Origin of the sequence: Ileibacterium valens (assembly GCF_001945525.1) — a bacterium.
Lineage (GTDB): Bacteria > Bacillota_I > Bacilli_A > Erysipelotrichales > Erysipelotrichaceae > Ileibacterium > Ileibacterium valens.
This window is the reverse complement of the sequence record NZ_MPJW01000098.1, coordinates 25,686-38,909: the sequence shown is the minus strand read 5'-3', so window position 1 is coordinate 38,909 and position 13,224 is coordinate 25,686. Positions and strand designations below refer to the sequence as shown.

The window sequence follows — 13,224 nt, the reverse complement described above, 5'->3', positions numbered from 1 at the left end:
CTATGCACCCACTTCCGTTTCTGTCTGAGGCTGGTCAATGACGAGGATGATTTTAGTTCCTTCCTGGTCCATCGATCCAGCTACAAATGAAGGGTTCAGGATGGTCTCCGATTCAGGGCTGAATGAAAGCTGGAGCTCGCCATCGTTTTTACCAACAATAATTACGAAAATGTTTCCGCGTTTGTTGTCGATATGCTTAAAGCCGACCAGATAGCTCTTACCAGAAGCGTTGGACAGGCCTCCGACTTTCAGAACCTTTCTTCCAGTTACATTGGATGTAGCGATTCGTGCGGTTTCCATCAGCGGGATCAGGATCTTGTCATTGATTCGTACAAGTCCCAGCGCGAGCTTGACCTCTTCTTTGGTTAAGAAGGTCTCCACCACCCGGCCCAGATCATCCGTTACCGTGTAAGTCGAAGGAGTGTAGGTCAGCGTACCGCCATTTTTCGTATCTCCCCAAAGGTTTTCCGGAACGAAAAAATCAGTGATCAGTTTATCGACATCCGAGGTGTCGATTTCACCATCCACCTCTTTTAAGTAATTTTCACCAGACCCTAAAACGACCCGTCTGGTTTCTTCAGCTGTTGCAGGCATATTTCCATCCTTTCCTTAAAGCTTCTCATTAAGCTTTTTCTTGAAATCTTCTTCCAGTTTTGAATTGGCATGATCCATAGCGGGCTTAAAGTGCGGCTTTCCTGAAACGAAGCCCCCGTTACGGCTGGCATGACCGTTTTCGAGAAGATGGGAGAGGCTTCCTCCTGATCCACTTGCATAGACGGTATATTCTGCCTCTCCGTTTTGGTCTTTGGTTTTCTTTCGTTTGAGCGTTTTCTCGTAATCACCGAACCGCTTAGGTGCATTGTCTTGTGCGATTCTCAGTGCTTCTTTGGAGACTTCATTGAGTGTTTCCTCGTTGGCTGCATTTGCGATCCGAACGCACTCTCCGAAGATCTTCTCAACCTCGGTTGATAGCATTTCCACTTTCATAGCCAAAACCATCTCCTATCTCATAGGACGCCAGGTACATGTCCTCATTGGTAATCCAGACATCTGAAACAACCCTCTGCCACGTGACATTCAGACTCATTAAAAACTGCTCAAACTGTTTCTTCTGGATCCAGCTTTCGTAATAGAACTCCACCCGGAAATGATCGATTTGAGCCAGTACCTTTTCATCTGAAATCACGTTGTCGGATTCTTCTTCCTTCCAAACCACAAATGGAGGAGATGTCTCTGTCTGGAAGTGATGCCAGGTAACGGGAAAAGGGCAATTCGAAAACAGTTTTTCAAAGTTCTTAGCTTCCATGTGTTTTCCTCCTGGCGTGAAGAGTGATCCATCTTCGATAGTGGGAGTCCACTTCGATGTGGGTGATGTCATAAAAAGACTCCCGATATTTCATGAGATAAATATCGGGAGCAATACTTCTTGTTTTCAGACAGGACCGTACAGTCACCAGCAGTTCTCTGGCTTCATGGACATGGCCATTGGAATCAGTCTCGGTGACGCCTTTATCTTTAATGTTGGCCCATTGATCAAAACTCTCACCCGGTACCACTTTGTCGCCATAAAAGCTGGATTCTTTTACGAGCTTTTGAAAGCTGACTCTTTCGGTCAAATCTGCGATTCTCATTAAAAGGCGGCCTTTCTTTCAGACTCGAGCAAAGCCCTCAGATTGATTTTGAGCTGATTATGATCCGCATCTTCCCGATGTTCGAATAAATAGGCCATGCAATAGAGAATGGCGATTTTATTGACTGGAGAAGGTTCCAGCTCTTCAACTGAATTCAGGCGAAGCACATCAGCACAAATGGATGAAGCAGACTCCAGTAGTTCCTGGGCCATAGAATCATATTCATCGCCATCCAGCTTCATCCATTCTTTGACGAGTTCAAGACTGATCATGCGCCAGTCCCGATCTTGAGAATCTGAACAGCTTCCGGCAGAACGAGTTTTCCATCGACTCTCTCTTTGGCTACAAAGCCGATCATGCCATTTCCGGCAAACAGTTCTCGCAGCTCAGCAAAGCTTCTTGTTCCGCGATCTCCAATGTTGTAGTAGGAGAAATCACCGAAGGCGATTTTATCTTCAGGAGCGTAGGCAGAAGTATAGACCGGATAACCAAGAATTCGATCCGGTTCACCATCCACAAAAGACGGCTGCCAGATGTATTCCTTTCCATCCGAATACTTCAGTTTTCTGATTTTTGCGATGAGTTTGTCGTTGAGAATGAATGCCGCATTTTTGCGATAAGGACGTTTGAGAGCATATACCAGATCGATCAGGTCATCAGCTTTCAGAGTGGCTGTCGTCGCTGCCTGAGTTCCTCCGCCCGTTTCAGCAAAGATGCCAACAGGCTTTCCATCTGTCGCACCATTCAGGAAGGCATCTTCTTCCGCATTGGCCAGTGCCTTGCCAAACTGGTCAATGATGTAGTTTTCCAGGTTGAAGGCATTATCATAAAGCAGCTCTTCAGTGACCTTGACGGCTACATGAAGCTTATGAGCATCCAGCATGATCTGGGAGAACTTCGCATCTCCAAAGGTCAGAGCTTCACCCTCCTCAATCCAGGAAGCTGCAGGCTTGGAACCAGCAATGTTGATGCGGTGTTCACCGGAAGTGGTTATATTGGTTGCCAGTTTGCGTACGATGTTTTCTTCATTGAGAACATCGATCAGTCTGGAATCATATTCGACTGGAACCAGATAACCACCGTCCGCAGCTGTTCCTTCCTGCAGGACATTGGAAACCTGCTTGAAGTTCGTGCGCATTGCGGTAAGCAGCGCACTCTTATAGGCTTTGGTCGCTCTGAAATTTTCCGGTTCGGCAGTGCCTGCAGACGGTTTATTCATGATCGGCTTGGAAGTAGGCTGATTCAGTTCATTTTCCAGAGCCTCCATACCCTGAAGACGTTCAATTTCCACAGAATAGTCTTTGACTTTTGCTTCCATGGCTTCGTAAGCCTTCGCATCTTCTTTGGACAGAAGGCCATCCGTGTCCTGTCTTGCTTCGACAAATACTTTTGCAGCATTCCAGGCCTGGTTGCGCTTTTCAATCAGATTCATAAGTTTATTCATTTTTCATCCCTCCATGTTTTCATCAGGTTCAGCCGCTCAAGATAGGGTTCAGCATGAACTTTCTCTTCTTTAAGCCGGTTGGTCAGGTTGGTCATGACTTTTCGGCTCGAAAAAAGCATGGAGTTTGCGATCCCCATGCCCTGTGCTTCCACATCTTCTGTGGCTGTAGATTTTTCAATGTAGCCATCTGCAAAACCCAACTCGATGGCTTTGCCCGCATTCATCCAGGTTTCGTCGTCCATGAGTTTCGAGATCTTGGCTCGTGTCAGCCCGGTCTTTTTCTCATAGGCGTTGATAATGGATTCTTTCACTTCGCTCAGCATTGCAGCCGCCTTTTTCATTTCATTCTGATCACCCATGGCCATTGTGGCCGGGTTATGAATCATCAGCATCGAGACTGGACTTACCTGGACGGTATCCCCAGCCATTGCGATGACCGAAGCTGCCGAAGCAGCGATGGCGTCGATCTTGACCGTAACCTTTCCAGGATATTCGCAAAGCATGTTGTAAATCTGGGCTGCAGCAAAGCAATCCCCTCCCGGCGAATTGATCCAGACGGAGATATCTCCAGAATCCGCCATCAGTTCCTCTTTGAACTGCTTTGGAGAAATCTCATCATCAAACCAGGTTTCTTCTGCGATTGTGCCGTTCAGGAACAGAGTCCTGGTTTCCGTTGGAGTCTCCATTTCCGGATTCGTCTTGTTCCTGATCCATTTCCAAAACTTCATCATCTTCCTCCTTTCCAGAATAAAAGCTGCCAGCCTGTTGCAGCGGCAGCATGTTTCCATTCACCAGATACAGATCGCCGCCCGCTTCTTCCGGTATGGGATCCATTTCTTCCAATCTGCGGATGTCATTGGCAGACATCCATCCATTTTGTCTTGCTATCGCATAGCCGTTCATCCGGCTTTGATAATCTCCTCGAAGCAGACCATCCACGTTGAACTTGATGGTGTATTTCTTCTTTTCTTCCGGAGTCAGCAGGATTTTAGTCATCGCCTGCTCCCATCTGGAAACCCAGGGGTCGAGCGTGTATTTAACAAATTCCAAAGACTGCTGCTCAATATTCGAGAAAGAAGACTTCTCTAAATCTCCTACCATATGAGGAGGAACTCGGAAGATCCTGGCGATCTCATTGATCTGAAACTTACGCGTCTCCAGGAACTGAGCCTGTTGAGGATCAATGGAAATCGGAGTGTATTTCACTCCTTCTTCCAAAACCGCCACTTTTCCAGAATTGGCTGAACCTCCGAATGTTGCCTGCCAGCTGTCCCGCAGTTTTGAAGGGTCCTTTAAAACACCTGGGTGTTCCAAAACTCCAGAAGGCGCTGCTCCATGAGCAAAAAACTTAGCCCCATATTCTTCACAGGCAATTGCCATACCGATAGAATTCTTAGCCGTTGCGATCGGAGAGTACCCGACAAGACCATCAAAACCAAGTCCAGGAACATGAAGGACATCTTCTGGAGCCAAACGGACAGTTCCTGCCGGATTGACTTTAGGATCAGCCGTAGAAACCTGGTACTCGTAGTAGAGCTGACCATTTTCATCTCGGTCGACTTTCATCCGGTCTGGCATTAGAGGATAAAGTGCGACTACTTCCCCTTTTCCATTCCGGATGATTTGTGCATAGGCATTTCCCCAGAGCAGCAGATGCGTCATCAGAGTTTCTCGAAATACAAAAGACGTCATCTCTGGATTCGGCTCATCATGCAGCAGAAAGAACAGCGGATGGTCTGTGGCTTTCTTAGACTGCCCATCCTCCTGCTCATAAATATGAAGAGGAAGCGATGCGACAGCTTCTGACAGGATCCGGACGCAGGAATAAACAGCCGTCATTTGCATGGCAGACCGTTCGTTCACCCGCTTTCCGGAAGAGGAAGATCCAAGAAAGAAACGATAGCCAGCCCCAGCCGTCTGGTCCGTGACTTTCCGCTTGAATGGATTTTTGAATTTCACTTCATCACCTCCCCAAAAGAAAAGCGCCCATTTCTGGACGCGATAATTTATATAGTTTTGAGCAAAATAAAAGAGCGGGTATTGGCCGCCCTTTCAAGTACAAATGGTTTTGTACCTCAATTAGTGATTACATCTTAACCGCTAAGGGCCAAAAGTTCAATATGTCTGACTCATAAGAAGGCAAGAATTTTATTGGCTTTAGAAAGTGTATCACTTCGAATCTGCTTACTTGTAATGGCAGGATCATTCATATCAGCAATAAAATCTTTAGTCAAAGATATATAGCTATTAACAAGAGACTTAATTTGTCTCTTCTGTACACCTAATAATTTTAGTAGGTAGCAAACCAATATCAGGATGTCTTCTATAGTGTTAAAGTTTATCCCTTTTATAGAAGTTTTATTTTCTAAATAGGTAATGCAATCATTACGGAGACCTTTAGCCTTAGTATTCTGTATAAATCTTCCATCGTAGACAACATTGTCATGAGCTATAGCATTTCGAAGATCTTTGATCAAAAAAATGTAGTGTTCGAGCATTCTCGCTTCTTTATCATTTTGAAGATTTAATCCGATTTCTTGTGAAATCTTTTTTCGAAGATCGAGTTTTAAACAACGAGTGAGTTGTCCGAGATCTCCAAACATTAGTATTTCAAAAAGCCCCCAGATAGGAACTTGATCAGACTGATCATAATGATGCTGGATAATCGGATTTTTATGATTATAGCTTTCTAGAATCTTATTCTGTAAAAACCTAATCTCACCTAATTTACTTGATGTAGCATCCTTTTTTTCTTTTTGTTTTGCGTTTGCCGGTAACGTAGGCCCGCTTTCTAAAGCATTATCATAAAAATCACGGATTTTGTCGGATTTTATAAACTCAATGGTTGATTGAAGAATTACATTCTTAAAGGCAGTCTCAAGGAAGATTGTCCATCGATATAAAAGGTTTTTTAGCTCAATATCATACTCATAAGTCCTATGGATTTTTTCAAAATCCGTAAACGGAAGTCGATTGGCACTTACTCTATAAAACCTATATCCTTTATATAAATGATAGTATCCAAGATTCCTTAATTGTCTTTTTTCAGTGCTTCCATTTATATCAATACCATGATCTCTTAGATGTTTCATAAGACCATTTGTAGTTTTAATTGCCATGTTTATATCAAAATACCAACAGACCTCGGCTTTCATAAATGCTTTCGGTGCTGATATTTCCACAGCGAATAGCGCGGTCTAGGCCCATGATGGTTGCGATTACCCCATCAATTTTCTCTGTGGATTTCTCCTTATCTGCCTTAATGTTACCAGCAGGATCCGTTCTTATAAAGATGTTATCCATCATCCACCGCAGTACAGGATGACCACCGTGGGCAATTTTCTTCTCTAAAACCAGCTTCATTAGCTCTTTAGTTGGAGGTGACATGTCTTTGAAACCCTGGCCGAATGGGACAACGGTAAAGCCCATCCCCTCCAGGTTCTGGACCATCTGAACAGCTCCCCAGCGGTCAAAGGCAATCTCCCGTATATCGTATTTTTCTCCAAGCTTCTCAATGAACTGCTCAATGTAGCCGTAGTGAATAACGTTTCCTTCTGTCGTTTCCAAGAAGCCATGTCTCTTCCATATATCATAGGGAACATGGTCTCGCTTCACTCGAAGGTCCAGGGAGTCTTCTGGAATCCAGAAATACGGAAGGATCTGATATGGTTCTTCTTCCTCCAAAGGTGGAAAGACCAAGACAAAAGCCGTGATATCGGTCGTACTCGAAAGGTCCAATCCTCCATAGCAAACGCGGCCTTTCAGTTCTTCCGGTATAACTGGAAAACGACATTCATCCCATTTATCCATTGGCATCCAGCGGATGGACTGCTTTACCCACTGGTTCAATCGAAGCTGCCTGAAGGCATTCTCCTCACCAGGATTCTGGCTGGCTGATAACCAGGCATCTTTGACCTTCTCTATTGGAACAGTTATTCCTAGAGAAGGATTCGCTTTTTTCCAGACCTTTGGATCCGACCAGTCATCATCCTGCCCCGCTCCATAGATGACGGGATAGAAGGTTGGATCAATCTTTCGACCTTCCAGGATATCCAGCGCTTTCTGATGCGTTTCATAACAGATGGAATGTGTGTCTGTTCCGGCTGTTGTAATCAAGAAATACAGCGGCTGCATTCTGGCATCGCCAGATCCTTTGGTCATAACATCAAACAATTTCCGGTTAGGCTGGGTGTGCAGCTCATCAAAGACCACTCCATGAATATTGAAACCATGCTTGGAGTAGGCTTCAGCGGAAAGCACCTGATAGAAGGAATTCGTAGGCTGATACACAATCCGCTTCTGAGAAGCCAGGATCTTTACCCGTTTATTTAGAGCTGGACACATTCGAACCATATCGGCTGCAACGTCGAAGACAATGGCAGCCTGCTGACGATCAGCGGCACATCCATAAACTTCAGCTCGTTGTTCTCCATCTGCACAAGTCAGAAGAAGCGCAATCGCAGCAGCCAGTTCTGATTTTCCTTGCTTCTTCGGAATCTCAACATAGGCGGTATTGAACTGTCTGTAGCCATCCTTCTTTAAAGTTCCAAACACATCTCGAACGATCTGCTCTTGCCAGTCAATCAGCTCAAAGGGCTTACCTGCCCAGGTGCCTTTGGTATGGCAGAGGCTTTCGATAAAATTGACTGCGAAATCAGCAGCCTCCTTATCGTAGTGAGAAGTCCTGGCTTTGAATTTCGTCGGTTTGTATTTCTTCAGCTTTCGAATGGCCATAAACTTCCTCCTATCTAAAAAAGCCCCTGTGCTGGGGCTTAGTTTGCTTTGCAGTAGCGTTTGAACTCGGCTCTGATTACCTCGTCCATCATCTTTTCCAGGGCTGCTTTTCTTTCTGCTTTGCTCAGGTTCTTCATGCCTTTTGGCATCTTACCTTCGTTGTAGTAGGCGTTGTAGCTGTCGACCTTAGCCTGGTTTGCTTTGGTGAAGGTCCAGTCAGCCATCTGCATCTCATCGTAATCGTCCTGGTCGTTTCCTTCATGGTAGGCGTAGGTTCTTTCCAGTTCTCTGTGTGCTTCTCTTCTTGCTGCTGCTTTCAGGAAAATTTCTCTTTTTGTCATCGTCTTGTCCTCCGTTTTGGTACTGTATATATCACTCTGATCGTGATGCATAGCAAGTTGATAATCGGAGAAAAGTCGATAATTAAAGCACTATTCTCGTTTTCTATTGGAGTAAAACCGGATCGTTGTAATGATCTGCTCCTGTTCCAATTTGTCGATTCCAAGGCTTTCCAGTGCTTCCCTGGTCCCACACAGAGGGCAAATTTCCGTCCGGTTATCCTGTCGGGAAAGGGCTGGCGGCTCTGTAAACTGCTTACCGCAGCGAGGGCAGATCTGGGGAGTAGATTCAGTTTTCATTTGTTTCTCCTTGATGCGTTAAAAGCATCCTCTAAATATTTCAAGTCGAAGCCAAAGTCCTCATATCCATCTACACAGGTTCCAACATAGGACCCAGTCGGCAATCCGTATCTGGCTGTTGAAGGTAATGCATAGATCAGAACTTGTTCTAGGCTTTTCGAGCCGTCAAAACAATGGATGTTTATAGGGAGCATGAATTTTTGGTAGAAGTTCGGATACCCTTCATAGCGGTCCAGGGCTTTTTCATCGAAGTCATCGATCTGCCAAATTCCCAGCGGGACCGACCATCCCTTCTTCCTGTCGATCGAAAGGTAGAAACCAGAATGGCTTCCTTTGAAGGAGAGCTTCCAGCCTTTCAGCAGGGCGGTGCCTATGGGCTTTGCCCGTGGACACCGTCTTGCCATCTGTTTGGTATTGAGGTTGCTTCCATAAGCCGCGTAGTATTTCATCTTGACCTCCTATGCCTGGCAGGTGCGGAAGGCCCCGTTTCCGCTCAGTCTTTTCGTCAGTACTTCTCTGGCCGTTTTGAATTCGTCCCCAATAAAGCCAAGGCGCAGAAGCCAGGTTCTCATCGCGTACTTTGGATTTTCCTTTTGCTGAGGCTTTGGAGATGCGCTTTTTGCATCCTTAGCCATCTGACTGAGTGCCAGGCAAAACTGAATGTAGCTTTTCAGCTGGCCCGCGTGAAGTCCGCCTTTGCGGTCTTCGCTGGGGTTGTCAAATTGGAAGAGTCTGAACTCGATGGTGCCTTTGGTGAAAGTGGCGTGGAGGTTGAGCATGTGGTAGCGGGTTTCATTGTAATGAGCGCTTCTGGATCCCCAGGAATCCTGGTACCAAATGTCTGCAAGATCACTCATTGTTGCTGGTTTCTTGGAATTGAGTTTCTTCAGAAAGTTGGGATCTACCATTCGGCAGTATCTGTTAACGCGGGCATTGTCCAGGTTGAGGGCTTCTTTGATCAGTGATTCATGGCTGGCCATGATGTTGACCAGGTTGCGCAGTGTTTTTGCATTATGTCCCTCAGCTCCAATGTGGATGTGAACTCCGCATCCCTTGATCGGGTTGGAAATGGCTCCCCTTTTTCTCAGGGCTCTAACCAGTTCCTGCAGGGTTTCAATGTCCTCGTAGTGAAGGATTGGGGTGACCAGCTCGGCTTTTTTGCTCTCTGTATCGTTGATGCTGACATCCTTCATAATCTGCCAGGTTCTGCCCTGATTGTCTTTGCAGGTATATCGGTCGTATCCGCCACCCGCGTGTTCGATAGTGTCTTCAGTACCGAAGTGCTTGGCTATCACTTTAACCGCAGCTCTTCTAGTGATTCCAGCCATCTCGATTTCTACTCCGATCGTCTGCTGCTTCATTCTTTCGATTTGTGCTTCCGTATTCTTCATGCTCGCATCTCCTTGCCCCTCCAGGCACTGTATATATCACTCTAAAGAAGATACATAGCAAGCTATTTATAAACTAAAGCACGATAGATAAAGCAAATTATTCCAGGTCTTATTCAGATTGAATCAGATCAGAATATCTTAAAATCACTCCATCACGCTCGACGCACACATCCCGGTCATTACCAGCTTGCTCAATAAACCGATTGACAATAACATCACAGAATTTTTCATCTAGCTCGATGGTATAGCAGATCCGGTCCGTCTGTTCGCAGGCGATCAGAGTGCTGCCAGAGCCTCCAAAAGGATCGAGTACTTTACAGCCGGTCATTGAAGAATTCATGATTGGATAACAAAGCAGCGGGATCGGCTTCATCGTTGGATGGTCTGAATTCTTTTTGGATTTTTCAAATTCCCAGATAGTCGTTTCCTTGCGACCCGAGAACCACTTATGCTTACCAGACTTCTTCCATCCATACAGGCAAGGCTCATGCTGCCACTGATAAGGCGAGCGACCAAGAACAAGGGACGGCTTTTTCCAGATGCAGCAGCCGGATAAATAAAAACCGGCATCCTTAAAGGCTTTGCGAAAGTTCAGGCCCTCGGTGTCGGCATGAAAAACATAGATTGAAGCATCATCCGCCATCGCTTCTTCCATTCTGGAAAAGGCATCAAAGAGGAACTGGTAGAATGCTTCATCCTTCATGTTGTCATTTTTAATTTTGCCTGCGGATCCTTCATAGTCGACATTGTATGGCGGGTCCGTGAGAACAAGCTGTGCTTTCTCATTTCCCAGAAGTACGGCATAGGATTCCTTTTTCGTGGAATCTCCACAAAGCAATCGGTGCTTTCCGAGGTGCCAGAGATCTCCGTTTTTTGAGAAGACAGGCTTTTTCAGCTCTTCATCTACATCGAAATCATCCTCATGAACACCGTCTTTCACTGTATCTTTGAAGAGATCATCGATTTCTGCTGGATCAAAACCTGTCAACGAGACATCAAAATCCGCGGCCTGCAGATCCGTGATCAGCAGCGCCAGCTTGTCTTTATCCCAATCACCGGATATTTTATTCAGTGCCACATTGAGGGCTTTTTCTTTCTCTTCATCGAAGTCAACGACTACAACTTCCGCTTCTTCAACGCCAGCAGCCATCAGAACTTTTGCTCTCTGATGACCCCCAATAATGCAACTGGTTTTTCGGTTCCATATGATTGGCTCAACATAGCCGAACTCATCCAGAGAGCGTTTCAGCTTTTCATATTCCGGATCTCCTGGCTGAAGATCCTTTCTTGGATTGTATTCTGCGGGAATAAGATCCTTGAGTTTTTTAGTTTCAATGTTCATCAGAAAAGCCCCCATTCTGCAAATTTCTCGAAACCGCCGACAGACCAAATGAACTCTCGGGCTTCTTCAACGATTTTCTCGTAAGGAATCCCATCCACGAACTCATCTCCAATTGCGCAGCTGATTTCGACAGGCTCGCCTGTGTGCTGGGCTTTTAGAAAAGCATGGATGTTTACTGAGACATCAGCTTTGGATAGATCCTTTCCATGAAGCCCTCCTCCAGTTACAGAATCAGCCATATCGCTGCCCAGCTTCCTGTTCACTGCTCCAGTGTCAACATCCGTTCCGCCTGTCCAGTCTCCCAACGGATTGATCACTACATCTGGAAAAAGTCTCCTGATCAAATCAGAACTGGCGTGGCTCTGGCAGATGATTAGCCGGTCGCCATCCAGAATGTATTTGCCATCCGCTTCAAAACTGGAATACAGCATCCTGGCAATTCTGGATAATTCAAGCTGCTCTTTGGTCAGCGGCATTCCCATGAAGATTCCATTGTCTCCGCAGCGGATCTTCCCTTCCTGGTTCTTTGCCAGCAGCTTGTCCTGCCTGACCACATCTATTTCAAGATCGAGCATTCCAGCAATCCGGCCGATGGCTTTTGCGATTTCTTCCCGATCAATAAAAGCGGTGGTTTCAATGATTGCATGACACTTGCCATGTCCAATCAGAACTTCCACCGCTATCTTGGGATTCTCTTCAGTTTGATAAGCCAGATCAACAATGGCTCCGGCTATTCGATCCGCTATTTTATCCGGATGGGCCGGATTCACTTTTTCAATCATAACTATCCTTTCTTACGGAGCAGCAGCTCCATCATGTTGTCCTGGGGAGTTTGTCCCGACCAGGCTTCGGTGCAGTTGTCTTTAACGACCTGCATAATCTGATACCAGAGCTGATTGGCTTGTTTGATGTAGTTCTGGCTCATCGCCACATAAGGAGACTGCATAGCTGCTCCCGTTGTTGGATGCTTGGCCAGGAAACCATAATCCGAGATTGCCGTTTCGCACTGAATATACCGGGCAACGCTCATCGCATATTGCTCGACCAGGTTCTGACTGACCAGCTTCTCGCATCCTCTAGCTGCCAGCCAGTTCCATGTATCCTCAAAGACCTCTTCTGCACACAGGTCGATGCCACATTTCTGATGGGCTTTCAGATACTCTTTTACTGGCGGAGTTTCGACTCCAACCAAATCCGCAGGTTCTGGAAGAATCAAAGAAACAGCTTCTCCGGCTTCGATTTTTTCAATTGCGGATTTTTTCTTGCGCCCTGCTCCTGGACGCCTGCCGCCACGATTTGTACCGTCTTTGGCCATTTTAAGGTTTCTCCTTTTGAACTTCTCTCTCGAAAATGAGCAGGAAAGACAGAATGTCATCAAAATGCTGAACCGATTTCAGTTCCCAGCCTTCTTTTGAAAATTCATTTGTCGTCTGTTCCAAATCCGGGATAGACATGTATGGCTGATTGGTTCGAATCATTTTGAATTTATATTGTTTCATTTTCATCATCTCCCTTTTTGAAAGATAAAAAATTTATGAGGGCGACTGCCCCTTATAACCCGTTTGAAATCGCGTTTTTGCGCGCGAAGGGCCGGCCCCGTTATTTGTCAAGCCTTTACTAGAGATTTTTACCGCCCCTGGGGTATTTTTTATCATTTTTCATACACGTAGATTGTTTTGTGATGCTGGTAGTCTCCTCTAGCACCATGAATTTTCGCGTGGCAGCTTTTGCAAAGGGAGATTAAGTTGTCAGGGTCGTGGGTTCCACCTTCCGAGAGCGGAACGATGTGATGGACTTCATCCACCGGAACAATGATGCCTTTCTGATAGCAGAGTTCGCAGACTGGATGGGTCTTTACATATTTATCTCGGATCCTTTTCCAGGCTCTGCCGTAGCGTTTATGAACATCCTTGTTCCGTCTGTACTTGTAATCGTTTCTGCTTTCAGCTTTCTCGTGTTCACTGCAATACCTGCCGTCTGTCAGATTAGGACAGCCTGGATAGCTGCAGGGGTGCTTTGGTTTTCTTGGCATCTTGTTCACCTC

The 13,224-nt window shown here is 45.8% G+C and carries 19 protein-coding genes; all 19 read right to left on the bottom strand.

The annotated features are described in order from the left end of the window. Entirely contained in the window at positions 1–594 is a 594-nt protein-coding gene (locus BO222_RS04420; protein ID WP_075818719.1) for a hypothetical protein, read from the bottom strand. 15 nt (positions 595–609) lie between these two features. Continuing rightward, complete coding sequence (locus BO222_RS04415; RefSeq protein WP_075818716.1) at positions 610–987, bottom strand: HK97 gp10 family phage protein; 378 nt, start codon at positions 985–987, stop codon at positions 610–612. Further along, on the bottom strand, positions 956–1,306 hold the full coding sequence (locus BO222_RS04410; protein ID WP_075818714.1) for a hypothetical protein: 351 nt from the start codon (positions 1,304–1,306) through the stop codon (positions 956–958). Before BO222_RS04410 ends, BO222_RS04415 begins: the two co-directional genes overlap by 32 nt. Further along, a complete protein-coding gene (locus BO222_RS04405; protein ID WP_075818712.1) occupies positions 1,296–1,631 on the bottom strand; it encodes a phage head completion protein in 336 nt (111 codons plus the stop codon). The genes BO222_RS04410 and BO222_RS04405 overlap by 11 nt, the downstream gene beginning before the upstream one ends. After that, positions 1,631–1,903, bottom strand: a complete 273-nt coding sequence (locus BO222_RS04400; RefSeq protein WP_075818710.1) for a head-tail connector protein — start codon at positions 1,901–1,903, stop codon at positions 1,631–1,633. The genes BO222_RS04405 and BO222_RS04400 overlap by 1 nt, the downstream gene beginning before the upstream one ends. Further along, entirely contained in the window at positions 1,900–3,075 is a 1,176-nt protein-coding gene (locus tag BO222_RS04395; RefSeq protein WP_075818707.1) for a phage major capsid protein, read from the bottom strand. Before BO222_RS04395 ends, BO222_RS04400 begins: the two co-directional genes overlap by 4 nt. Then, on the bottom strand, positions 3,072–3,761 hold the full coding sequence (locus tag BO222_RS04390) for a head maturation protease, ClpP-related (RefSeq protein WP_233131205.1): 690 nt from the start codon (positions 3,759–3,761) through the stop codon (positions 3,072–3,074). The genes BO222_RS04395 and BO222_RS04390 overlap by 4 nt, the downstream gene beginning before the upstream one ends. Next, entirely contained in the window at positions 3,694–5,034 is a 1,341-nt protein-coding gene (locus tag BO222_RS04385) for a phage portal protein (RefSeq protein WP_075818703.1), read from the bottom strand. The genes BO222_RS04390 and BO222_RS04385 overlap by 68 nt, the downstream gene beginning before the upstream one ends. Before the next feature lie 170 nt (positions 5,035–5,204). Next, positions 5,205–6,194 carry an Abi family protein gene (locus BO222_RS04380; RefSeq protein WP_075818773.1) on the bottom strand — a complete coding sequence of 330 codons (990 nt, stop codon included), beginning with the start codon at positions 6,192–6,194 and terminating at the stop codon, positions 5,205–5,207. 7 nt (positions 6,195–6,201) lie between these two features. Continuing rightward, positions 6,202–7,809: a terminase large subunit gene (locus BO222_RS04375; protein ID WP_075818700.1), complete on the bottom strand. Its 1,608-nt coding sequence runs from the start codon at positions 7,807–7,809 to the stop codon at positions 6,202–6,204. Between the two features lie 38 nt (positions 7,810–7,847). Beyond that, positions 7,848–8,150, bottom strand: a complete 303-nt coding sequence (locus BO222_RS04370; protein WP_075818698.1) for a hypothetical protein — start codon at positions 8,148–8,150, stop codon at positions 7,848–7,850. 90 nt (positions 8,151–8,240) lie between these two features. Further along, complete coding sequence (locus BO222_RS04365; protein WP_075818697.1) at positions 8,241–8,447, bottom strand: hypothetical protein; 207 nt, start codon at positions 8,445–8,447, stop codon at positions 8,241–8,243. Then, positions 8,444–8,896, bottom strand: a complete 453-nt coding sequence (locus BO222_RS04360; RefSeq protein WP_075818695.1) for a gamma-glutamylcyclotransferase family protein — start codon at positions 8,894–8,896, stop codon at positions 8,444–8,446. Before BO222_RS04360 ends, BO222_RS04365 begins: the two co-directional genes overlap by 4 nt. A 9-nt stretch (positions 8,897–8,905) precedes the next feature. Next, a complete protein-coding gene (locus tag BO222_RS04355) occupies positions 8,906–9,838 on the bottom strand; it encodes an amidoligase family protein (protein WP_075818693.1) in 933 nt (310 codons plus the stop codon). 109 nt (positions 9,839–9,947) lie between these two features. Continuing rightward, entirely contained in the window at positions 9,948–11,180 is a 1,233-nt protein-coding gene (locus tag BO222_RS04350) for a site-specific DNA-methyltransferase (RefSeq protein WP_075818771.1), read from the bottom strand. After that, positions 11,180–11,962, bottom strand: coding sequence for an S-adenosylmethionine synthetase N-terminal domain-containing protein (locus BO222_RS04345; RefSeq protein WP_075818691.1), 783 nt, complete (start codon positions 11,960–11,962; stop codon positions 11,180–11,182). The genes BO222_RS04350 and BO222_RS04345 overlap by 1 nt, the downstream gene beginning before the upstream one ends. Before the next feature lie 2 nt (positions 11,963–11,964). Next, positions 11,965–12,495, bottom strand: coding sequence for a P27 family phage terminase small subunit (locus BO222_RS04340; RefSeq protein ID WP_075818689.1), 531 nt, complete (start codon positions 12,493–12,495; stop codon positions 11,965–11,967). 1 nt (position 12,496) lies between these two features. Next, entirely contained in the window at positions 12,497–12,679 is a 183-nt protein-coding gene (locus tag BO222_RS04335; protein WP_158024554.1) for a DUF4177 domain-containing protein, read from the bottom strand. Positions 12,680–12,831: 152 nt separating this feature from the next. Continuing rightward, positions 12,832–13,212 carry an HNH endonuclease gene (locus tag BO222_RS04330; protein ID WP_075818685.1) on the bottom strand — a complete coding sequence of 127 codons (381 nt, stop codon included), beginning with the start codon at positions 13,210–13,212 and terminating at the stop codon, positions 12,832–12,834. Between the last annotated feature and the right edge of the window lie 12 nt (positions 13,213–13,224).

Bases quoted from the DNA above. Each gene is read 5' to 3' on its own strand.
- BO222_RS04410 (WP_075818714.1), bottom strand. From the start codon at position 1,306: ATGGAAGCTAAGAACTTTGAAAAACTGTTTTCGAATTGCCCTTTTCCC.
- BO222_RS04365 (WP_075818697.1), bottom strand. From the start codon at position 8,447: ATGAAAACTGAATCTACTCCCCAGATCTGCCCTCGCTGCGGTAAGCAG.
- BO222_RS04335 (WP_158024554.1), bottom strand. From the start codon at position 12,679: ATGAAACAATATAAATTCAAAATGATTCGAACCAATCAGCCATACATG.
- BO222_RS04350 (WP_075818771.1), bottom strand. From the start codon at position 11,180: ATGAACATTGAAACTAAAAAACTCAAGGATCTTATTCCCGCAGAATAC.
- BO222_RS04330 (WP_075818685.1), bottom strand. From the start codon at position 13,212: ATGCCAAGAAAACCAAAGCACCCCTGCAGCTATCCAGGCTGTCCTAAT.
- BO222_RS04340 (WP_075818689.1), bottom strand. From the start codon at position 12,495: ATGGCCAAAGACGGTACAAATCGTGGCGGCAGGCGTCCAGGAGCAGGG.
- BO222_RS04370 (WP_075818698.1), bottom strand. From the start codon at position 8,150: ATGACAAAAAGAGAAATTTTCCTGAAAGCAGCAGCAAGAAGAGAAGCA.
- BO222_RS04415 (WP_075818716.1), bottom strand. From the start codon at position 987: ATGAAAGTGGAAATGCTATCAACCGAGGTTGAGAAGATCTTCGGAGAG.
- BO222_RS04390 (WP_233131205.1), bottom strand. From the start codon at position 3,761: ATGGAGACTCCAACGGAAACCAGGACTCTGTTCCTGAACGGCACAATC.
- BO222_RS04375 (WP_075818700.1), bottom strand. From the start codon at position 7,809: ATGGCCATTCGAAAGCTGAAGAAATACAAACCGACGAAATTCAAAGCC.
- BO222_RS04405 (WP_075818712.1), bottom strand. From the start codon at position 1,631: ATGAGAATCGCAGATTTGACCGAAAGAGTCAGCTTTCAAAAGCTCGTA.
- BO222_RS04420 (WP_075818719.1), bottom strand. From the start codon at position 594: ATGCCTGCAACAGCTGAAGAAACCAGACGGGTCGTTTTAGGGTCTGGT.
- BO222_RS04345 (WP_075818691.1), bottom strand. From the start codon at position 11,962: ATGATTGAAAAAGTGAATCCGGCCCATCCGGATAAAATAGCGGATCGA.
- BO222_RS04400 (WP_075818710.1), bottom strand. From the start codon at position 1,903: ATGATCAGTCTTGAACTCGTCAAAGAATGGATGAAGCTGGATGGCGAT.
- BO222_RS04380 (WP_075818773.1), bottom strand. From the start codon at position 6,194: ATGGCAATTAAAACTACAAATGGTCTTATGAAACATCTAAGAGATCAT.
- BO222_RS04360 (WP_075818695.1), bottom strand. From the start codon at position 8,896: ATGAAATACTACGCGGCTTATGGAAGCAACCTCAATACCAAACAGATG.
- BO222_RS04395 (WP_075818707.1), bottom strand. From the start codon at position 3,075: ATGAATAAACTTATGAATCTGATTGAAAAGCGCAACCAGGCCTGGAAT.
- BO222_RS04355 (WP_075818693.1), bottom strand. From the start codon at position 9,838: ATGAAGAATACGGAAGCACAAATCGAAAGAATGAAGCAGCAGACGATC.